The sequence below is a fragment of the Pseudomonas sp. NY11955 genome, assembly GCF_048068035.1.
GTDB lineage: Bacteria > Pseudomonadota > Gammaproteobacteria > Pseudomonadales > Pseudomonadaceae > Aquipseudomonas.
The window spans coordinates 19,368-39,817 of sequence record NZ_JBLUPS010000016.1; the positions used below are offsets into that span (position 1 = coordinate 19,368).

A 20,450-nucleotide genomic window follows, 5' to 3' on the forward strand; every position below is an offset into this window, starting at 1 on the left:
TATACGGCGCGCCAGCATGACGCGGCAAAGCGTCGCGTAGATGCCGTCAAGCTGTCGGACTGATAGAATCGCCGCCGGTTCACACGAGGTTAATCCATGCACGACACCCACAACGAGCGCATGAGTGGCGGCGAAACCCGCGCCGCTGGCGGCCTTGCCCTGGTCTTTGCCTTTCGTATGCTGGGCATGTTCATGGTCTTGCCGGTGCTGGCCACCTACGGCATGGACCTGGCCGGCGCCACGCCCGCGCTGATCGGCCTGGCCATTGGTGCCTATGGCCTGACTCAGGCGGTATTGCAGATCCCGTTCGGGATGATTTCCGACCGCATCGGCCGCCGGCCGGTGATTTACCTGGGGTTGGTGATTTTTGCCCTCGGCAGCGTGCTGGCGGCCCAGGCCGACTCCATCTGGGGCGTGATCGCAGGGCGTATCTTGCAGGGTGCCGGGGCGATTTCTGCCGCAGTGATGGCGCTGCTGTCAGACCTCACCCGCGAACAACACCGGACCAAGGCCATGGCCATGATCGGCATGAGCATCGGCTTGTCGTTCGCTGTCGCCATGGTCGTCGGCCCCTTGCTGACAAGTGCCTTTGGTTTGTCAGGCTTGTTCCTCGCCACGGCAGGACTTGCCCTGGTCGGCATAGCGCTGATCGCGTTCGTCGTGCCCAACACCCACAGCATTCTGCAGCACCGCGAGTCGGGTGTGGCACGCAAGGCACTCGGCCCAACCCTGCGCCACCCGGACCTTCTGCGCCTGGATGTGGGCATCTTCATTCTGCACGCCATCCTCATGGCCAGCTTCGTCGCGCTGCCGCTGGCCTTCGTCGAGCGTGGTGGCCTGCCCAAGGAGCAGCATTGGTGGGTATACCTGACCGCGCTGTTCATCTCATTTTTTGCAATGGTCCCCTTCATCATCTACGGCGAAAAAAAGCGCAAGATGAAACGTGTGTTGGCCGGCGCGGTCAGTGTCCTGCTGCTGACAGAGATATACTTCTGGGAGTGGGCTGACGGTTTGCGCGGACTGGTGATTGGCACCGTGGTATTCTTTACCGCATTCAACCTGCTGGAGGCTTCGTTGCCTTCTCTGGTGAGCAAGGTGTCGCCTGCCGGTGGCAAGGGGACGGCGATGGGGGTGTATTCCACCAGCCAGTTCCTTGGTGCGGCGCTGGGCGGGATCCTTGGCGGCTGGTTGTTCCAGCACGGTGGGCTGGACACGGTGTTCCTCGGTTGCGCGGTGCTGTGTGCCATCTGGCTGATCGTCGCCTTGCGCATGAACGAGCCGCCGTATGTGACCAGCCTGCGCATGCCGCTGACGCCTGAAGCAGTCCGTGAAGCCGGCCTGACCGAGCGCCTGATGGCCGTGCCGGGTGTGACCGACGCTGTGGTGGTGGCAGAAGAAGCCGCCATCTATATCAAACTGGATACGAAAATTTTGGACCGTGCGACCCTCGAGCGACTGGTGAACCCAGCCTCTTCGGCGTGCGAAGCCTAGGAGAACGTTATGGCCCGTGGGGTTAACAAAGTCATTCTGGTCGGCACCTGTGGCCAGGATCCCGAAGTCCGCTACCTGCCCAACGGTAACGCCGTGACCAACCTGAGCCTGGCCACCAGCGAGCAGTGGACCGACAAGCAGTCGGGCCAGAAGGTCGAGCGTACCGAGTGGCACCGTGTGTCGCTGTTCGGCAAAGTTGCCGAAATCGCCGGCGAGTACCTGCGTAAAGGTTCGCAGTGCTACATCGAAGGCAAACTGCAGACCCGCGAGTGGGAAAAAGACGGTATCAAGCGCTACACCACCGAGATCATCGTCGACATCAACGGCACCATGCAGCTGCTCGGCGGCCGTCCGCAGGGCCAGCAGCAGGGCGGCGACCCGTACAACCAGGGTGGCGGCAACTACGGTGGCGGCCAGCCGCAACAGTACAATCAGGCCCCGCGTCCACTGGCCCAGCGCTCGCAACAGGCCCCTCAGCGCCCCGCGCCGCAGCAGCCTGCACCGCAGCCGGCGGCTGACTTCGACAGCTTCGATGACGATATTCCGTTCTGATCAGAGCGGTAAGGCGTCTAGCAAGACCAGAAACCCAGGGCATTCGCCCTGGGTTTTTTTATGCGAGGAAACGAGCGCGGCGCCCCCGATAGGGCACTACACGGGCGCTTTGAAGATATTCTCCATGATCCCCATGAAATCCCACGCCAGCTTCGAGCGCTGCTGATGCCCAGGAAAGACCATGGACACCTCGAAAGGAATGGATTGTTCAAGCTTGCGATAAGTAATCCCCGGGTACTTGGAGTACGACGCCGTGAACGGGTCGCACACGGTCATGCCGAAGCCGCCCGACACCATGTTGCAGGCGAAATGCGCGGAGGTGGTATCCACCGATCTCTGGCCTACCACCTTGAGTGACTCCAGCGCAGCATCGAGGCGGCGCTGCAGGGGGTTGTTGGGGTTCAGTGAAATCAGGCGCTGGCCCTGCAGGTCTTCAAGGCTGACGACCTGCTTTTCGGCAAGGGGGTCATCGCAGCGCATCACGCACACAGCGTCTACCTTGGGCATCTGCACCAGTTGCAGGCCGGGGTAGTCGCCTGAGGGTACCTGTACGAAGCCGATATCCAGCTGGTTTGCCGACGTCAGTTCGAGCACGCTCATCGAGTTGCGCACATCCAGCGAGGTCCGCACGCCGGGGCGCTCATGCACGAACCGGCGTGCCCCTTCGGCTACCACGGTCAGGCCCAGCGCACTCATCGAGCCAATACGCAGGGTGCCCGTGCGCAGGGGCATCAGGTCTTCGGCTACACGCTCGATGCGCTCGATACCCTGGTAGAACTTGTCCACCTCGGCGTACAGGAACTGCGCTTCAGTGCTGGGGATCAGGCGGTTGCCTTCGCGGCGGAACAGGCGCAGCGAAAGGGCGATTTCCAGGTCGCGGATCAGCCGGCTGACGGCGGGTTGGGAAACCCGCAAGGTCTCGGCGGCAATGGTCATGCTGCCGGTGAGCATAACGGTGCGGAAGGCTTCCAGCTGGCGCGGGTTCAGTTTCATGTTCGGTCTCGGCGGGGCGCTACGGGGTGGCGGCATGACCAGCATAACATTTCATTATGTGCGTCCAACCCGCTGGCGTATTGCGCTGTTTTGTTGACGTGCGATTATTTGTTCAGGTGTTCGCAGGTTAACAGCTTGCCAACACTTACAGATGATTGCCGTTAATTAAAACAATAGGGGCTGATCGTGCTTAATTATGCAATTCGCAGGATATTGTTCCTGCTGCCCATGTTGTTGGGTGTATCGATCGTGGTCTTTCTGGTCTTGCATTTCATTCCGGGCGACCCGGCCAGGTTGGCCGCAGGGCCGGATGCCACGGAAGCGGACGTCGCGCAGATACGGCAGAACTACGGGTTGGACAAACCCCTGGTTTCCCAATACCTGATCTACGTGAGGAAAGTGGCCACCGGTGACCTGGGCGAATCCTTCCAGACCTTCACCCCCGTGCTCGAAGGTATCGCCCGGACATTACCCGCGACGCTCGAGTTGACCGCAGCAGGGATGCTGCTGGCGGTCATCATTGGCGTGCCGCTGGGCATCATTGCCGCCTTGCGCCCACGGGGCGTGCTCGACAGTACGTTGACGAGCCTGGCGGTACTGGGCATTTCGATGCCGGGCTTCCTCCTCGGGTTGATCCTGATGTCGGTGTTCTCAGCCAGCCTGGGCTGGCTGCCGCCTACCGGTCGCGGCGGGTTTCAGCACCTGATACTCCCGGCCGTGACGCTTGGCCTGCCGTATGTCGCGACGTTTTCCAGGCTGGCCCGTTCAACGATGATGGATGTATTGAAGGAAGACTATATAAGGACGGCCTACGCCAAAGGCGTGCCTAATTATAAAGTTGTCCTGAAACATGCACTTTCCAATGCCGCCATTCCATTGGTTACGGTCTTTGGCATGGACTTCGGAAGATTACTCGGTGGCGCGGTCATTGTTGAAACCGTGTTTGCCTGGCCCGGCATGGGACGCTTCCTGATAGATGCGATCATGGCCCGTGATATCTATGTGGTTCAAGGGACCGTATTGGTATTCGCTGCGCTGGTCGTTGTCGTCAACCTGATTGTGGATCTTGCATATGGCTTCCTCGACCCTCGCATCACCTACAACTGACGCCCGGCCCATGCCTCGTACCGTGCGGCGCATGAGTTTCATCGGCTTCCTCATCGCGAGAAAGCGCTGGTTTGCCCTCGGTGCAACCGCAGTGATCGTGCTGATGGTGACCGCGGCCATCTTCGCGCCGCTGTTTTTCGACTGGGATGCGGTGACCCGGATCAACTTGTCACAATCGCTGGTAATGCCAGGTGCCGAGTTCTGGCTGGGTACCGATCAACTGGGGCGCGACCTGTTCGGGCGTGTACTCTGGGGCGCGCGCATCACCCTGATCGTCGCCGTGGCCAGCGTGGGGATCGCCATGCTGGTGGGCGTTGCGGTGGGGGCGAGCTGTGGTTACTACAACGGGCCGATCTCCGGGCTGGTCATGCGCGTCATGGACTCGATGATCGCCTTCCCCCGTACCTTGGTGGCGATCCTGGTGATCACCGTGGCCGGCAACAGCATCCTCAGCCTGACCCTGGCAATCGCCATCTCCAGCATTCCCATCTACGTGCGGTTCTTCGCCGGGCCGGTCATGGCCCTGGCCAAGCGCGAATTCGTCCTGGCGTCGAAATCCATCGGGGTGAGCGATGTGCGGTTACTGCGGGTACATATTCTGCCCAACATCGGTTCGCTGGTGATCATCCAGGCCACGGTGTCGCTCGCCGAAGCCATCCTGATTGGCTCCGGGCTGAGCTTCCTCGGGCTTGGGCCACCCCCGCCGACGCCGGAGTGGGGCGCGATGATTGCCGAGTCACGGCCTTTGTTGACCACCCACCCCTATGTGCTGATCGCCCCGGGATGCGCGCTGGTCCTGACCATCCTGAGCTTCAACATCATGGGTGATGCACTACGCGACTTCATCGACCCGAAATCGCGCAAAGCCTGACAGTCACCGGTGCGGCCTGGCCGCGCCGGATGCAACGAAACCTTATCAAGCGAGAAAAGATCATGGAGCGTACAGGCTTCAAGGCACAGCTCGTCCGTGGTTTGCTGCTGGGTGTCCTCGGATGCTCGGCACTCGGCGCTGGCGCGGCCAGCGCACAGGACCTGCAGACACTGACCTTCGTCCAAGGGTCCGACATCGACACCCTGGACCCCGCGGTATCCCGCAGTGTGCCGTCGTACAACGTGCTCGACCACCTGTTCAACCGCCTGGTGAACTGGGAGGGCCAGGAGCGCGAGCAGGTCGTTCCCGATTTGGCGCTGTCCTGGGTCCGCTCCGACGACGGCCGGCAGTGGACCTTCACGCTGCGCAAGGGTGTGAAGTTCCACGACGGTACCGACTTCGACGCCCAGGCGGTGAAGTTCAATCTGGACCGGATCCGCGATGCCAAGCTGGGCTCGCCACACCGTTCCTACTACACCGACATCGTTGCGGTCGAGGTGCTGGCGCCCGACCAGTTGCGCATCACTACCCGCAACCCGTCGCCGACCCTGCTCGAACTGCTGGCCAAGCCGTCGTCGGCGATCAGCAGCCCGGCCGCAATCGCCAAGTATGGGCGGGCCTACGGGCACCATCCGGTCGGCACCGGGCCCTATCGCTTCGTGCGCTGGCTGCCCAACGACAACACCGTGATCGACAGGAACCCCGACTACTTCGGTACCGCCGGCAAGCCGGAAAAAATCGTGTTCCGCCCAGTGCGCGAGGACTCCTCGCGGGTCATTGAACTGCGTACGCGCAACGCCGACGTGGCCGCCGACCTGTCCCCTGAAGCGGCCATCGAGCTCAAGGCACTGAACAAATCCGACCTGTTGCGGGTGCCCAGCACCTTCCAGGTGTTCTTCGAGCTCAACCTCACTCGCCCGCCGTTCGATGACGTGCGCATGCGCCAGGCGGTGAACATGGCGATCGACCGCGATGCGCTGGTGAACAAGGTGTTGCTGGGCTACGGCAAGGTGCCGGTCAGCCCGTTCCCGGAAGGCACCCAGGCACGCCGTACCTTCGCCCCGGTGAAGTACGACCCGGTCGCTGCCCGGCGTTTGATCGAGCAGGTCTACCCCGGTGGCTTCCCAGGCACCGTGGTGATGTGGACCCCGGCGGGCCGCTACACCAAGGACCGCCAAGTGGCCGAAGTGGTCCAGGGCTACCTCAATGCGGTGGGGCTCAAGACCGAGTTCAAGGTCTGGGAGTGGGCGACTTACCAGAAGAGCCTTTACCGCCCCGAACCGGGAAAGGGTACGGGCAAGGGTTCCAACGATGCCGACATGTGGCTGCTCGGCACCGGCATCTCCGATGCGGACATCCGCTTGCGTCGCAAGCTGGTCACAGGCGACCCGCAGAACCTGACCGGCTACAGCAACCCCGAGGTGGATGACCTGCTGCAACAGGCCGCCCGCGAACTGGAGGAGCACAAACGCATGGCGTACTACGGGCAGATCCAGCAAATCCTCTGGGAGCAGGACCCCAACAGCCTGCCGCTGTTCGACCAGGAACAGATCATCGGGCTTCGCAAAGGTTTGAAAGGTCTCGTCGTGGATTACGAAGGGACGATCGATTTCCAGCATGCACAACTGAATTGAACGGTGGTACGACCATGTCCAAAGCACACGCACACGAAACCTTGCTCACCGATGCCCGCCTGAGTGCGCCAGCCGCTGAGCGGATGGTGAAATACCATGATATACCGGCCCTGGATACCGAGATCCGGCAGTTCCACGAGTTCATCGAGGTCGACTTGGCGCACACCGTCATGCTCGTCGAGCAGCAGATCCTCGCCCGTCCGGTAGGCCAGTCGATCCTCGCCGAACTGCGCAAGATTCGCGAGCTGGCCACCTCCGAGTTCCCGTTCGATGTCAGGAAGGGCAGCTTCCTGCTGCAGGTCGAGTCCTACCTGTTCGCCCGCATCGGCGAAGACAACGCCGGCCAGATGCACACCGGCCGCAGCCGCATCGACCAGGGCGCCACAGTGCGCCGGCTGTACGACCGCAAGCGCATCCTCGCGGTGCTGGCGCGCATCAATGGCTTCCAGCAAGCGCTGATCGAGCAGGCCACGCGCCATGCCGACACCATCATGCCGGGCTACACCCACATGCAGCATGCCCAGCCGTGGGTCTTCGGCCATTACCTGCTGAGTTTCAGCACCCGCCTGCACGACAGCTTCAGCCGTCTGGCCCAAGCCTATGCCCGCGTCAACCGCAACCCGCTGGGCGCGGTGGGGCTGGCCGGCACCTCGTGGCCACTGGACCGCAACCGCACCACCGAGCTGCTGGGCTTCGACAGCCTGGTGGAAAACTCAAAGCTGGGCCGCGAAGCCTGGTACGCGGCCGAGGCGATCGGTGCGCTGTCGTTCATCATGGCCGACCTGAATGACCTGGCCACGGACCTTCACATCTGGTCCAGCGTCGAATTTGCCACGGTCGAGAGCGACGACAGTTATTGCGGCACCAGCAGCATCTTCCCGCAGAAGAAGAACCCGTCGGGCCTGGAGACCATCAAGAAGGCCGCGGGCGAGTCGGTCACCTGGCTGAGCACGGCGCTGGCGACCTTCCGCGCCGAAGGTACCGGCGACCAGGCCATGCGCGACCTGCCATTGATCCAGCGGGCGCTGGAAGTCACCGAAGGCATGCTTGACCTGTTCACCGGCATCGTCGAGACCCTGAAAGTGCATGAGGCGCGCATGAGCGAGCTGCTGTCGGGCAGCTGGTGCACTGCCAGCAACCTGGCCGATGTCATCGTGCGTGAGCGCGGTATCAGCTTCCGCCAGGTGCATCACGTGGTCGCACGGCTGGTGCGCAACAGCCTGGCCGCCGGCGTGCTGCCGCAGCAGGTCACCGGAGCGGCGCTGGACCAGGCCGCCGAGGAAACCATCGGCTCGACCCTGGGCTATAGCGATGCGCAGGTGCGTGACGCGCTCAACCCGCGTACGTTCGTGGAAACGCGCATTTCCACCGGTGGCGTCGGCCCCGCCGAGGTGCGTCGCCTGCTGACGGTTGCCCAGGACGAGCTGGCGCAAGACCGCCTGTGGGTGGTTGCACACCAGGGCAAGGTGGCTGGTGCCCGGGCCGCGCTGGATGCCGCCGTGGCGCGGATCGTCGATTGAAGGAGGTCACCTTGATGAACGAAAACCTGGTCGCTCGGGTCGAGAACCTGAGCGTGGCCTTCGGCAGCGATGGCGAGGCGCCGGTGGTCCGCGATGTGTCCTTCGAAGTCGGCCGAGGCCAGACACTGGCCATCGTCGGTGAGTCCGGCTCCGGCAAGTCGGTGACCTCGATGGCCATGATGGGCCTGATCGGGCGCGCTGGCGGGCGTGTGGTGTCTGGCTCAATGCACCTGCGTACCGGCGATGGTGCGCTGGTCGACCTGGTGACGGCGCCCGAATCGCTGCTGCGCCGGCTGCGTGGCTCGGCGATGTCGATGATCTTTCAGGAGCCGATGACCTCCCTGAACCCGGTGTTCAAGGTCGGCACCCAGTTGGTCGAGGCGATCACCCTGCACAAGCGCTGCGGCCGCGCCAGCGCCGAGGCCCAGGCCCTGCGTATGCTAGACCTGGTGCGCATCCCCGATGCCCGGCAGGTCATGGGGCGTTTCCCCCACGAACTGTCCGGCGGTATGCGCCAGCGCATCATGATCGCCATGTCGCTGGTGTGCGAACCGACCCTGCTGATCGCCGACGAGCCGACCACCGCGCTGGACGTCACCGTGCAAGCGCAGATCCTGCGGATAATCAAGGAGCTGCAGGACAGCCTGCGCATGGGCGTTATCTTTATCACCCATGACATGGGCGTGGTGGCGGAGGTGGCCGACGAGGTGATGGTCATGAAACGCGGCGAGACCGTCGAGCACGGCGCGGCCAAGGACGTGCTGCTGCACCCGCGCCAGCCCTACACCCAGGCGTTGTTGGCGGCAGTGCCGAAGATCGGGTCGATGCGCGGCAGTGACCTGCCGGCCAAATTCGCCCTGGTCGACGAGCCGTCGGCGCAAGGGCCGCAGGATGCGGCGCGGGCGCCGGATTATCAGGGCGCACCAATCCTCAGCGTCGAGTCGCTGTCGATTCGCTATGACCTGCGTGGGGGCATCCTCGGCAAAGTCCAGCGGCGCGTACACGCGGTGGAGTCGATCGACTTCCAGATCTACCCAGGCGAAACCCTGGCATTGGTAGGGGAGTCGGGCTGCGGCAAGTCCACCAGCGCCCGGGCAGTGGCCGGGCTGATGCCCATCCAGGGCGGCAACATTCTGTTCCAAGGCAGGGATGTCGGTGCCTTGGGCAGGGCAGAGATGAAAGCGCTACGGCGTGATATCCAGATGGTTTTCCAGGACCCATATGCCTCCCTCAACCCGCGCCTGACCATCGAGCAGAGCCTGATGGAACCGCTGTTGGTGCACGGTATTGCCAGGGGTGATGCTGCGCGTCGGCAGGTTGCCGAGTTGCTCGAACGGGTAGGGCTGGGAGCCGAGCACGCGCAGCGCTACCCGCACGAGTTCTCCGGCGGGCAACGGCAACGGATCTGCATCGCTCGCGCGCTTACCCTTTCGCCCAAATTGATCATTGCCGATGAAGCGGTGTCGGCGCTGGACGTGTCGATCCAGGCCCAGGTCATCAACCTGCTGCAGGACCTGCAGCGGGAGCGGGGTATTGCCTTCCTGTTCATTTCCCATGACATGGCGGTGGTCGAACGGGTCAGCCATCGGGTGGGGGTGATGTATCACGGGCGGATCGTCGAGATCGGGCCGCGCCGCAGCGTATTCGAGAACCCGGGGCATGCGTATACCCAGCGGTTGCTCAGTGCGGTGCCTTCGGCGGACATGAATGTGCAGAGGAAACCGTTCAACCTGATGAGCGAGGCGGTTCCCAGCCGTATTCACGGCATCGGTTACCAGGCTGCGGCCATGCAGTATCGGGAAGTTGCGCCGGGGCATTTCGTCGCCATTTCAGCGGTGGCATGAGGACCCTGCGTTGCCGCTGCTGGCGGTAAGGCCGTCAACCCTGACCCAGGTCATCGCACCTTCTCGATTCTTGACTAGTCTTATCTATTGGCGGCCGTCAAAACCGCCACCGTGACTACCAAGAGGCGCCGGCCATGTTCCGCGCGTCCAAACCTGATCAGGAGTGCACGATGGACCTGAACCGTCGGCAGTTCTTCAAGGTCGCCGCTGTCGGCCTTGGAGGCTCGAGCCTGGCGGCGTTGGGCATGGCCCCGACGCCGGCCTTCGCCGAGCAGGTGCGTCACTTCAAGCTGGCGCACACTAAAGAAACCCGTAACACCTGCCCCTACTGCTCGGTCGGCTGCGGCCTGATCCTGTACAGCCAGGGCGATGCGGGTAAAAACGTCAAACAGAACATCATCCATATCGAAGGTGACGCCGACCACCCGGTCAACCGCGGCACTCTCTGCCCGAAAGGCGCCGGCCTGCTGGACTTTATCCACAGCCCGAGCCGCCTGCAGTATCCCGAGGTACGCAAGCCGGGCAGCAAGGAGTGGGTGCGGGTGAGCTGGGACGAGGCGCTCGACCGCGTCGCCGACCTGATGAAGCAGGACCGCGACGCCAACTTCATCGAGAAGAACGCCCAGGGGCAAACCGTCAACCGTTGGCTCACCACCGGTTTTCTGGCAGCCTCCGCCGCCTCCAGCGAGGCTGGCTACCTGACCCACAAGGTCGTCCGCGCAACAGGCATGCTGGGGTTCGATAACCAGGCACGTGTCTGACATGGCCCGACGGTGGCAAGTCTTGCCCCGACGTACGGCCGTGGCGCCATGACCAACCACTGGTCCGATATCGCCAACGCGAATCTGGTCCTGGTGATGGGTGGCAACGCAGCAGAAGCGCATCCGTGCGGCTTCAAGTGGGTGACCGAGGCCAAGGCGCACAACAAGGCGCGGCTGATCGTGGTCGACCCGCGGTTTACCCGTACCGCTTCGGTGGCGGACTACTACGCGCCGATCCGCACCGGTACCGATATCGCCTTCATGGGCGGGCTGATCAATTACCTGCTGAGCACCGACAAGATCCAGCACGAGTACGTGCGCAATTACACCGACGTGTCGTTCATCGTCAAAGAGAACTATGGCTTCGAGGATGGGCTGTTCAGCGGCTACGACGAGGCCAAGCGTGTGTATGCCGACAAGTCCGGCTGGGGTTACGAGCTGGGTGAGGACGGCTATGCCAAGGTCGACCCGACCCTGCAACACCCGCGTTGCGTGTTCCAGCTGATGAAGCAGCATTACAGCCGCTATACCCCGGAGCTGGCGAGCATGACCTGTGGCATGCCGCAGGACGCCATGATGAAGGTCTGGGAAGAGATCGCCACCTGCTCGGTACCGGGCAAGACCATGACGATCCTCTACGCGCTGGGCTGGACGCAGCATTCGATCGGTGCGCAGATCATCCGCAGTGCGGCCATGGTCCAGTTGCTGCTGGGCAACGTCGGCATGCCTGGGGGCGGGGTCAACGCCCTGCGTGGGCACTCCAACATCCAGGGCCTGACCGACCTTGGCCTGCTGTCCAACTCGCTGCCGGGCTACCTGACGCTGGCCGGTGACGCCGAGCAGGACTACGCCGCCTACATCGACAAGCGCGCGTCCAAGCCGCTGCGTCCTGGGCAGCTGTCGTACTGGCAGAACTACGGCAAGTTCCACGTCAGCCTGATGAAGGCTTGGTACGGGGCCAACGCCACGGCGGAAAACAACTGGGGTTATGACTGGCTGCCCAAGCTCGATGTACCGGCCTACGACGTACTGCGCATGTTCGAGATGATGGGCCAGGGCAAGGTCAACGGCTACATGTGCCAAGGTTTCAACCCGATCGCCGCGCTGCCGGACAAGAACCGCGTCACGGCGGCGCTGGGCAAGCTCAAGTGGCTGGTGATCATGGACCCGCTGGCCACCGAAACCTCGGAATTCTGGCGCAACGCCGGGCCGTTCAACGATGTCGACACAGCCAACATCCAGACCGAAGTGATCCGCCTGCCCACCACCTGCTTCGCCGAGGAAGACGGCTCGCTGGTCAACAGCAGCCGCTGGCTGCAGTGGCACTGGAAGGGCGCCGACGGCCCGGGCGAGACCCGTACCGACGTGCAGATCATGAGCGAACTGTTCTTGCGCCTGCGCCAACGCTACCAGGCCGAGGGCGGCGCCTACCCTGACGCGATGATGAACATCAACTGGCCGTACAAGATTCCCGATGAGCCATCCCCGGAGGAGCTGGCCAAGGAAATGAACGGTTGGGCGGTCACCGACCTGACCGACGCCACGGGCGCAACGCTCAAGGCCGGCCAGCAGCTGTCTGGCTTTGCCCAGATGAAGGACGACGGCAGCACGGCATCCGGTTGCTGGATCTTCGCCGGCAGCTGGACCGAGCAGGGTAACCAGATGGCCCGTCGCGACAACAGCGACCCGTATGGCATGCATCAGGTGCAGAACTGGGCCTGGGCTTGGCCGGCCAACCGCCGCATCCTCTACAACCGTGCCTCCAGCGACCCGCAGGGCAAGCCTTGGGATCCGGAGAAGAAACGCCTGGTGTGGTGGAACGGCAAGGCATGGACGGGTACCGACGTGCCCGACTTCAAGGTCGACTCGCCGCCTGAGGCGGGGATGAACCCGTTCATCATGAACCCCGAGGGCGTGGCGCGTTTCTTCGCGATCGACAAAATGGCCGAAGGCCCATTCCCCGAGCACTACGAGCCGTTCGAAACGCCGATTGGTATCAACCCGCTGCACCCGCAGAACAAGAAGGTGATCAGCAACCCGGCTGGGCGCATCTTCGACTCGGTGTGGGACACCCTCGGCAAGCATGACGAGTTCCCGTACGCGGCAACGACGTACCGGCTGACCGAGCACTTCCACTTCTGGAGCAAGCACTGCCGGCTCAACGCCATTGCCCAGCCCGAGCAGTTCGTCGAGATTGGCGAGGTGCTGGCCAACGAGAAGGGCATCAAGGCTGGCGACCGGGTGCGGGTGTCGAGCAAGCGTGGGCATATCGATGCGGTGGCGGTGGTGACCAAGCGAATTCGCCCGCTGCAGGTCAACAACCAGACCGTGCACCAGATCGGCATTCCGCTGCACTGGGGTTTCACTGGCGCTACCCGGCATGGCTACCTGACCAACACCCTGGTGCCATTCCTCGGTGACGGCAACACGCAGACCCCAGAGTCCAAGTCGTTCCTCGTCAAAGTGGAGAAACTCTGATGGCCAGCCAAGACATCATCGCCCGCTCGGCCACCACCACCGTGCCGCCCTCGGTACGCCAGCAGCAGGAGGTCGCCAAGCTGATCGATACCACCAAGTGCATTGGCTGCAAGGCCTGCCAGGTGGCGTGTTCGGAATGGAACGAACTGCGTGACGAGGTCGGCCACAACCACGGCACCTACGACAACCCCCAGGACCTCACTGCCGAGACCTGGACGCTGATGCGCTTTACCGAGCACGAGCGCGACGACGGCAACCTGGAGTGGCTGATCCGCAAGGATGGCTGCATGCACTGCGCCGACCCAGGTTGCCTGAAGGCCTGCCCGAGCCCGGGGGCGATCATCAAGCACGCCAACGGTATCGTCGACTTCAACCAGGACCACTGCATCGGTTGCGGCTACTGCATCACCGGCTGCCCGTTCAACATTCCGCGCATCTCGCAAAAGGATCACAAGGCGTACAAGTGCACCCTGTGTTCCGACCGCGTGACCGTGGGCCTGGAGCCGGCCTGTGTGAAAACCTGCCCCACCGGGGCGATCGTGTTTGGCAGCAAGGACGAGATGAAGGTGCATGCTGCCGAGCGCATCGTCGACCTGAAGTCGCGGGGCTACGACAAGGCCGGGTTGTACGACCCAGATGGCGTCGGTGGCACCCACGTGATGTACGTGCTGCACCATGCCGACACGCCGAAGCTGTACGCCGGCCTGCCGGACCAACCGGTGATCAGCCCGCTGGTGGGCTTGTGGAAGGGCTTCACCAAGCCGCTGGCGCTGCTGGCGATGGGCGCGGCGGTGCTGGCTGGGTTCTTCCACTACGTGCGGATCGGGCCGCAGCGGGTGGAGGAGGACGAACACCCTACGCCACCCGATGACAGCGTGCACCAGGTGGACCCGGCGGTGCATGTCTACGATCCGAAGCAGCCCGGTGGGCAAGGGGAGCAGCGGCCATGAGTGATAACAAACCCATCCTGCGCTACAACGCCAATGAGCGGACCAACCACTGGATCGTCGCCATTCTGTTCTTCATGGCCGGGCTTTCCGGGTTGGCGCTGTTCCATCCGGCGCTGTTCTGGCTTAGCCACCTGTTCGGCGGCGGGCCGTGGACACGTATCCTGCACCCGTTCATGGGGGTGGCGATGTTCGTGTTTTTCCTCGGCTTGGTGATCCGCTTCTGGCGTGCCAACTTCATCACCGCCAACGACCGCCTGTGGCTGCGCCGCATCGACCGGGTAATGGTCAATCGTGAGGACGGCGTGCCGCCCATCGGCAAGTACAACGCTGGGCAGAAGCTGCTGTTCTGGACCCTGCTGACGTGCATGCTGGTGCTGCTGGTCAGTGGCGTGGTGATCTGGCGCGCCTACTTCAGCCATTGGTTCGGCATCGAAGCCATACGCCTGTCTGCGCTGTTGCACGCGCTGGCGGCGTTCGTGCTGGTCCTCAGTATCATCGTGCACATCTACGCCGGTATCTGGATCAAGGGCTCGATCGGCGCGATGCTGCATGGCTGGGTCAGCCGCGCCTGGGCACGCAAGCACCATGAGTTGTGGTACCGCGAAGTGACCGGCGACAAGACGCCGGGCAATCACGGACGAAAAGAAGGATGAGCGCTTGAGCACGATACTCGAACCCGGGCAGATCGAAGCGTCGGCGGTAACGCCGCCGTTTCTGCACCTGCCTGCCGCCAACCTGTTTGAACTGCGCGCCGCGCGCCTGGAGCAACTGGCCGAAGGCAATGCCCTTGGCGATTACCTGAGGCTGATTGCGCGGTTGTGCCGCATCCAGCAGCAGCTTGTGGATAACCCCCCCGGCGGCATGCCGGTGGCTGAGGCGCGTCAACGCCTGTGCATAAGTCATGGTTTGCCGCCGCTGGCGGCTGACAGCCTGGTGCGAGAAGGGCCGTGGCTGGTCTGGTTGGCAGCCCTCCTTGAACACTTCAACGGCGAAAGCACTGGCCCGCTGGGTGAGGCCGTGCAGATGCTGCGTGGCAGTGAAGACCGCCAGCGCAAGGGCTGGGGCATTGCTTTGCTGTCAGGCCAGTACGACGCGGTGCCTGCGGCACTGGTACCGTTCCTCGGCGCTGCCTTGCAGGCGGCCTGGTCCAGCTGGCTGCTGGCGCTGCCCACACCCGAGCTCAAGCCTGCCGCAAGCCTGGCCCAGTGCCCGGCCTGTGGTTCGCCGGCGATGGCCGGGGTGGTGCGTAACCGTGGCAAGCACAACGGTTTGCGTTACCTGGCCTGTTCGTTGTGTGCCTGTGAGTGGCATGTGGTGCGGGTCAAGTGCGTGTACTGCGAGTCGAGCAAGGATTTGCGTTACACCAGCCTTGAGGATGACCGCCATGCGCCCGGCAAAGCGCCGCTGCGTGCCGAATGCTGTCCGGGGTGCGAAAGCTACCTGAAGCAGAACTACCTGGAGAACGATGCGGCGGCCGAGCCGTTGGCCGACGACCTCGCCAGCCTGGCGCTGGACCTGCGCCTGGATGAGGAGGGCTTCCATCGCCTGGCACCCAATCTGATGCTTGCGCCTGGGTAGTGGGTGAGTGTCTACACTGATGTATCGAGTCGCCCTTTTCGCGGGCACGCCCGCTCCCACATTCAGCTGCGCAGGCTTTGAGACCTGTGGAGAACCCTGTGGGAGCGGGCATGCCCGCGAAAGGGCCAGCACAGCAACGGACCAGTCCAAGGTAGTACCGCATGCCTTCAAGCCTAGCCAATGACACCCCACGCCTGCCCTCTATCGACACCCTCTTGCGCCACCCAGCCGGCCTTCCACTGATCGACCGCCACGGTCGCGAAGCAGTCCTGGCCACCCTGCGCCAACTGCTCGACGACCTGCGCGATCCCGCCCGCAACGGACAGCTCAGTGCGGTCGAACTGTCCCCCGAAATCCTCTTGGGCCGCACCGGCGAACGCCTGGCCGCTCAGCAGCGCAGCCAGGTCCGCCGTGTGTTCAACCTCACCGGCACCGTGCTGCATACCAACCTCGGCCGCGCCTTGTTGCCGGAAGAGGCCATCGAGGCCATGCAAACCGCCGCGCGTTATCCGCTCAACCTGGAGTTTGACCTGGCCACAGGCAAACGCGGTGACCGAGATGACCTGATCGAGGGCCTTATCCGCGAGTTGACCGGTGCCGAAGCCGTCACCGTGGTCAACAACAACGCCGCCGCTGTGCTGCTGGCGCTCAACAGCCTCGGCGCGCGCAAGGAAGGCATCATCTCCCGTGGCGAGCTGATCGAGATCGGTGGCGCCTTCCGCATTCCCGACATCATGGCCCGTGCCGGCGTGAAGCTGCACGAAATCGGCACCACCAACCGCACCCACGCCCGCGACTACGAGGCCGCCATCGGCCCGCGCACAGGCCTGCTGATGCGTGTGCATTGCAGCAACTACAGCATCCAGGGGTTCACCACCCAGGTGCCTACTGCCGAGCTGGCGCGTATTGCCCACCAACATGCGCTGCCGCTGCTTGAAGACCTGGGCAGCGGTAGCCTGCTCGACCTTACCCGCTGGGGCCTGCCCGCCGAACCGACGGTACGTCAGGCTTTGGCCGACGGCGCCGATATCGTCACCTTCAGTGGCGACAAACTGTTGGGCGGGCCGCAAGCCGGGATCATCGTCGGGCGCAAGGACTTGATCGCCAGGATCAAGAAGAACCCGCTCAAGCGTGCGCTGCGCGTCGACAAGATCACCCTCGCCGCACTCGAAGCGGTGCTGGCGCTGTACCGCAACCCCGACCGCCTGGCCGAGCGCCTGCCCAGTCTGCGCCTGCTGACCCGCAGCCAGGCCGAGATCCAGGCCCAGGCCGAGCGCCTGGCGCCTGAACTCAAGGCACACCTCGGCGAGCAATGGGCCGTCAGCGTGGCGCCAGCGTTGGGCATGATCGGCAGTGGCAGCCAACCGGTGGCGCGCCTGCCCAGTGCCGCACTGTGCCTGCGCCCGCAAGTGTCGAAGAAGTTGCGCGGGCGCAGCCTGCATGTGCTGGAACGAGCCCTGCGTGACCTGCCAGTGCCGGTGCTGGGCCGCATCGACGACGATGCGCTGTGGCTGGACCTGCGCCAACTGGACGACGAAGCCCAGTGGCTGGCCCAGTTGCCGGCCCTGCAGTTGGGGCCGGTGCAGTGATCGTTGGTACCGCTGGCCACATCGATCACGGCAAGACCGCACTGTTGCAGGCGCTGACCGGCCAGGCCGGCGACCAGCGGCAGGAGGAACGTGCTCGCGGTATGACCATCGACCTTGGCTACCGCTATGCAGCGTTGAGCGAAGGCGCACCACTGACTGGCTTCATCGATGTGCCGGGGCATGAGCGGTTTATCCACAATATGCTGGCCGGTGCCCATGGTATCGACCTGGTGCTGTTGGTCGTGGCTGCCGACGACGGGGTCATGCCGCAGACCCGTGAGCACCTTGCGATCATCGAGCTGCTGGGCATTCCCCAGGCCTTGGTGGCGATCAGCAAATGCGACCGGGTCGAGCCGGCGCGCCTGGCCGAGGTGCGGATGCAAGTCAGTGAACTGCTGGCGGCAGGGCCGTATGCCGGTGCGCGGCAGTTCCCATTGTCGAGCATCAGCGGGGACGGCGTGGAAGCGCTGCGTCAGGCCTTGCTGGAGGCTGAAGCAAATGTAAGGGTGCGCAGCGCGCGCGGTGGCTTTCGCCTGGCCGTCGACCGTGCCTTTGCGGTGACTGGCGCCGGTGTGGTGGTCACCGGCACGGCGCTGGCCGGGCGGGTCAGCGCCGGCGATACCTTGTTGCTGGGCAAGGCCGGCAAAGCAGTGCGGGTACGTGGGCTGCATGCACAGAGCCAGGCCGCATTGGTGGCCGAGGCAGGCCAACGGGTGGCGCTGAACATCGCTGCCGAGCGCCTGACCGTGGAGCAGGTGCACAGGGGCGACTGGCTGGTGCCCGAATGGCTGCATGCGCCCAGTGTACGGGTGGATATCGAACTGAACCTGCTGGCGGGCGAGACGCGAACTTTCGAACATTTCAGCGCTGTGCACGTGCACCTCGGCACCCAGGATGTAACGGCGCGGGTTGCCTTGCTGGAAGGTGAAAGCCTGGCGGCTGGCCAACGCATGTTTGCCCAATTGCTGCTCAACGCACCGCTGCAAGCGGTGCACGGCGACCGCCTGGTGCTGCGCGACCAACGTGCCCAGCGCACCCTGGGCGGCGGCAAGGTGCTCGACCCGTTCGCACCCAGCCGCCAACGCCGCAGCGATGAGCGCCTGCGGCAGTTGCAGGTGCTACGTGATGCTGCGGATCTGGAACAGGCGCTGCCAGCACTGCTTGCCAGCGCCCCGGGGGGTGTCGATCCGCAGCGACTTGAGCGGCAGTTCAATCGCCTGCGGGAAACCTGGCAGTTGCCGAAGGATGTGTTGGTAGTGGCCACGCGGCAGGGCCAACTGCTGTTCGCCAATGCCCAGTGGCAGGCGCTCAAGCAGCAGGTGCTGGCGCAGTTGGCGCGTTTCCATGAGCAAGAGCCCGATCAGCTCGGCCCGGACCGAGACCGCCTGCGCCGTTTTGTAGCCTTGCCCCTGGAGCGGCCTGCCTTCGTCAGCCTGCTGGATGAGCTGCTCGAAAACGGCACCATGGCCAGCAGCGGGCCTTGGCTGCATTTGCCCGATCACAAGGTTCAGTTGAGCGAAGCCGACGGTGCATTGTGGGCACGTTTGCAGCCCCGGTTGCTCGCAGGGCAATACGATCCGCCCTGGGTCAGGACGCTGGCGAGTGAGGAGAACTGCGCCGAAGGCGATGTGCGCCTGTTGCTGCGCAAGCTGGCTCGGCTGGGCCTGGTGCATCAGGTGGTGCGCGACCTGTTCTACCCGGAGGCGACGCTACAGCGCATGGCAGAGCTGCTGCTGGGGCAGGCAAGGGAAACGCCGATAGTGCAGGTTGCCGCGTTTCGCGATATGTTGGGCATCGGTCGCAAGCGCAGTGTGCAGATACTGGAGTACTTCGACCGCATCGGCCTGACTCGGAGGGTGGCCGACCAACGTCACATCCGCGCCGACAGCGCCCTGGCCCAGCAGCAGGCCAGGCACTGAATTCAAGGAAGGCAATCGCGCCCGGTGGCGCGGCCGGGCTTCAAACCCGGTTGGGGACGGCAGCCGTTCCCGGGCAGGTTCGACTCCCGCTGCCTTCCGCCATTTTTACTCGACGCCAAGGCCGCTTCTACGCCCGTTCCCCACACAGGTCCAGGGCAAACCATTGCTCGGCGGCTTCGACATCCAACCCTGCCCCCAGCAGCGCAAGCATCTTGCCCAGCGCTGCCTCACGGGTCATGCCGCCACCACTGATCAGGCCGGCCCCGCGCAAGCGGTTACCTGCGGCATAGGTATCGAACACCACGGAACCTTCAGGGCACTGGCTGATAGCCGCCAGCATCACGCCGCGCTGGCGCGCCGCGCTTAGCACATTGAGCAGTGCTTGGTCATCCGATGGACCGGTACCGCTGCCATAGCATTCCAGCAGAATCCCTTGTACACCTCTGTCGATCAGCCCCTGCAAGTGCCCGGCCTGAAGCCCCGGGAACACCGGTACTACCGCCAGGTTGACCGGCTGGCGCGGGTGCTTGTAGCCAAGCTCGGCGGGAATCGCCGTGGCGCGCTCACCGTCGCGATGACGCGGTAGCGCGGCAAAGGCATCGAACGCTTCGCTGCGCAGCTTCGACGCCCGGCAGCCATGCAGCAGTTGGCCGTGGAAGTACAGCTGCACGCCATCGTCCAGGCCTTGTTCGAACTGGCGCAACGCGCCGCACAGGTTGGCCCAGGCATCGCTGCCCGGGGCACCTGCCGGCAGCATCGAGCCGGTCAGCAGCACCGGTACCGGCAGGCCCAGCAACAGGAACGACAACGCTGCAGCGCTGTAGGCCAGGCTGTCGGTACCGTGCAGCACCAGCACGCCATCATGGCCCGCTACATCCACCGCCGTGACGATGGCATCGCGCATCGCCAGCCAGTTGTGCTGTTGCATGTTGGCGCTGTCGAGCAGCGGGTTCAGCTCTTGCAGCGTCCATTGCACCTGGGGTGCATCGGCCAGCTGGGCAAAGTGTTCACGCATCCGCGCTTCGAAGCCCCCGGCCGGCGCCAGGCCTTCCGGGGTTTCGAGCATGCCGATGGTGCCACCGGTATAGAGAACGAGAAGATTCTTTACTGCACGCATGGAAAGCATCCGTAGCGGTGAGCGGAGAAAGAAAAGCCGCCCGCGG

15 protein-coding genes and 1 tRNA gene are annotated in these 20,450 nt (G+C 63.9%); 14 read left to right on the forward strand and 2 right to left on the reverse strand.

The window, feature by feature from the left end; translation table 11 throughout:
* Positions 1-96 precede the first annotated feature (96 nt).
* Complete coding sequence (locus ACNFBR_RS24110; RefSeq protein WP_416737084.1) at positions 97-1,491, forward strand: MFS transporter; 1,395 nt, start codon at positions 97-99, stop codon at positions 1,489-1,491.
* 9 nt (positions 1,492-1,500) lie between these two features.
* Entirely contained in the window at positions 1,501-2,043 is a 543-nt protein-coding gene (ssb, locus tag ACNFBR_RS24115; protein WP_416737085.1) for a single-stranded DNA-binding protein, read from the forward strand.
* 96 nt (positions 2,044-2,139) lie between these two features.
* Here ssb and ACNFBR_RS24120 read toward each other — a convergent pair whose 3' ends face one another.
* Positions 2,140-3,036 (reverse strand): LysR substrate-binding domain-containing protein, encoded by an 897-nt coding sequence (locus tag ACNFBR_RS24120; RefSeq protein WP_416737086.1) that lies wholly within the window; start codon positions 3,034-3,036, stop codon positions 2,140-2,142.
* A gap of 186 nt (positions 3,037-3,222) precedes the next feature.
* Between ACNFBR_RS24120 and ACNFBR_RS24125 the strand changes: the two genes are divergently transcribed.
* The 12 genes from ACNFBR_RS24125 to ACNFBR_RS24180 all read left to right on the forward strand — a co-directional run bounded on the left by ACNFBR_RS24125 (position 3,223) and on the right by ACNFBR_RS24180 (position 19,389).
* Positions 3,223-4,143 carry an ABC transporter permease gene (locus tag ACNFBR_RS24125; RefSeq protein ID WP_416737087.1) on the forward strand — a complete coding sequence of 307 codons (921 nt, stop codon included), beginning with the start codon at positions 3,223-3,225 and terminating at the stop codon, positions 4,141-4,143.
* A gap of 10 nt (positions 4,144-4,153) precedes the next feature.
* Positions 4,154-5,014, forward strand: a complete 861-nt coding sequence (locus ACNFBR_RS24130) for an ABC transporter permease (protein ID WP_416737088.1) — start codon at positions 4,154-4,156, stop codon at positions 5,012-5,014.
* 29 nt (positions 5,015-5,043) lie between these two features.
* A complete protein-coding gene (locus ACNFBR_RS24135; protein WP_416737089.1) occupies positions 5,044-6,648 on the forward strand; it encodes an ABC transporter substrate-binding protein in 1,605 nt (534 codons plus the stop codon).
* A gap of 14 nt (positions 6,649-6,662) precedes the next feature.
* Positions 6,663-8,168 (forward strand): argininosuccinate lyase, encoded by a 1,506-nt coding sequence (argH, locus tag ACNFBR_RS24140; RefSeq protein ID WP_416737090.1) that lies wholly within the window; start codon positions 6,663-6,665, stop codon positions 8,166-8,168.
* Positions 8,169-8,182: 14 nt separating this feature from the next.
* On the forward strand, positions 8,183-10,012 hold the full coding sequence (locus ACNFBR_RS24145) for an ABC transporter ATP-binding protein (RefSeq protein WP_416737091.1): 1,830 nt from the start codon (positions 8,183-8,185) through the stop codon (positions 10,010-10,012).
* A 170-nt stretch (positions 10,013-10,182) separates the two neighbouring features.
* The gene (gene fdnG / locus ACNFBR_RS24150) at positions 10,183-13,251 is read left to right on the forward strand and encodes a formate dehydrogenase-N subunit alpha (protein WP_416737092.1); all 3,069 of its coding nucleotides are present in this window, start codon (positions 10,183-10,185) and stop codon (positions 13,249-13,251) included.
* Positions 13,251-14,201: a formate dehydrogenase subunit beta gene (gene fdxH, locus ACNFBR_RS24155; protein WP_416737093.1), complete on the forward strand. Its 951-nt coding sequence runs from the start codon at positions 13,251-13,253 to the stop codon at positions 14,199-14,201. Before fdnG ends, fdxH begins: the two co-directional genes overlap by 1 nt.
* Positions 14,198-14,854 carry a formate dehydrogenase subunit gamma gene (locus ACNFBR_RS24160; protein WP_416737094.1) on the forward strand — a complete coding sequence of 219 codons (657 nt, stop codon included), beginning with the start codon at positions 14,198-14,200 and terminating at the stop codon, positions 14,852-14,854. The genes fdxH and ACNFBR_RS24160 overlap by 4 nt, the downstream gene beginning before the upstream one ends.
* Before the next feature lie 4 nt (positions 14,855-14,858).
* A complete protein-coding gene (fdhE, locus tag ACNFBR_RS24165) occupies positions 14,859-15,779 on the forward strand; it encodes a formate dehydrogenase accessory protein FdhE (RefSeq protein WP_416737095.1) in 921 nt (306 codons plus the stop codon).
* Between the two features lie 161 nt (positions 15,780-15,940).
* Positions 15,941-17,368: an L-seryl-tRNA(Sec) selenium transferase gene (selA, locus tag ACNFBR_RS24170; RefSeq protein ID WP_416737096.1), complete on the forward strand. Its 1,428-nt coding sequence runs from the start codon at positions 15,941-15,943 to the stop codon at positions 17,366-17,368.
* Positions 17,365-19,287: a selenocysteine-specific translation elongation factor gene (gene selB / locus ACNFBR_RS24175; protein ID WP_416737097.1), complete on the forward strand. Its 1,923-nt coding sequence runs from the start codon at positions 17,365-17,367 to the stop codon at positions 19,285-19,287. The genes selA and selB overlap by 4 nt, the downstream gene beginning before the upstream one ends.
* A 6-nt stretch (positions 19,288-19,293) precedes the next feature.
* Positions 19,294-19,389, forward strand: a tRNA-Sec gene (locus tag ACNFBR_RS24180).
* Positions 19,390-19,414: 25 nt separating this feature from the next.
* Here ACNFBR_RS24180 and ACNFBR_RS24185 read toward each other — a convergent pair.
* Positions 19,415-20,404 (reverse strand): asparaginase, encoded by a 990-nt coding sequence (locus ACNFBR_RS24185; protein ID WP_416737098.1) that lies wholly within the window; start codon positions 20,402-20,404, stop codon positions 19,415-19,417.
* Positions 20,405-20,450 lie beyond the last annotated feature (46 nt).

Coding starts and splice junctions, on each gene's coding strand:
- ACNFBR_RS24110 (WP_416737084.1), top strand. CDS start 97: ATGCACGACACCCACAACGAGCGCATGAGTGGCGGCGAAACCCGCGCC.
- ssb (WP_416737085.1), top strand. CDS start 1,501: ATGGCCCGTGGGGTTAACAAAGTCATTCTGGTCGGCACCTGTGGCCAG.
- ACNFBR_RS24120 (WP_416737086.1), bottom strand. CDS start 3,036: ATGAAACTGAACCCGCGCCAGCTGGAAGCCTTCCGCACCGTTATGCTC.
- ACNFBR_RS24130 (WP_416737088.1), top strand. CDS start 4,154: ATGCCTCGTACCGTGCGGCGCATGAGTTTCATCGGCTTCCTCATCGCG.
- ACNFBR_RS24135 (WP_416737089.1), top strand. CDS start 5,044: ATGCAACGAAACCTTATCAAGCGAGAAAAGATCATGGAGCGTACAGGC.
- argH (WP_416737090.1), top strand. CDS start 6,663: ATGTCCAAAGCACACGCACACGAAACCTTGCTCACCGATGCCCGCCTG.
- ACNFBR_RS24145 (WP_416737091.1), top strand. CDS start 8,183: ATGAACGAAAACCTGGTCGCTCGGGTCGAGAACCTGAGCGTGGCCTTC.
- fdxH (WP_416737093.1), top strand. CDS start 13,251: ATGGCCAGCCAAGACATCATCGCCCGCTCGGCCACCACCACCGTGCCG.
- ACNFBR_RS24160 (WP_416737094.1), top strand. CDS start 14,198: ATGAGTGATAACAAACCCATCCTGCGCTACAACGCCAATGAGCGGACC.
- selA (WP_416737096.1), top strand. CDS start 15,941: ATGCCTTCAAGCCTAGCCAATGACACCCCACGCCTGCCCTCTATCGAC.
- ACNFBR_RS24185 (WP_416737098.1), bottom strand. CDS start 20,404: ATGCGTGCAGTAAAGAATCTTCTCGTTCTCTATACCGGTGGCACCATC.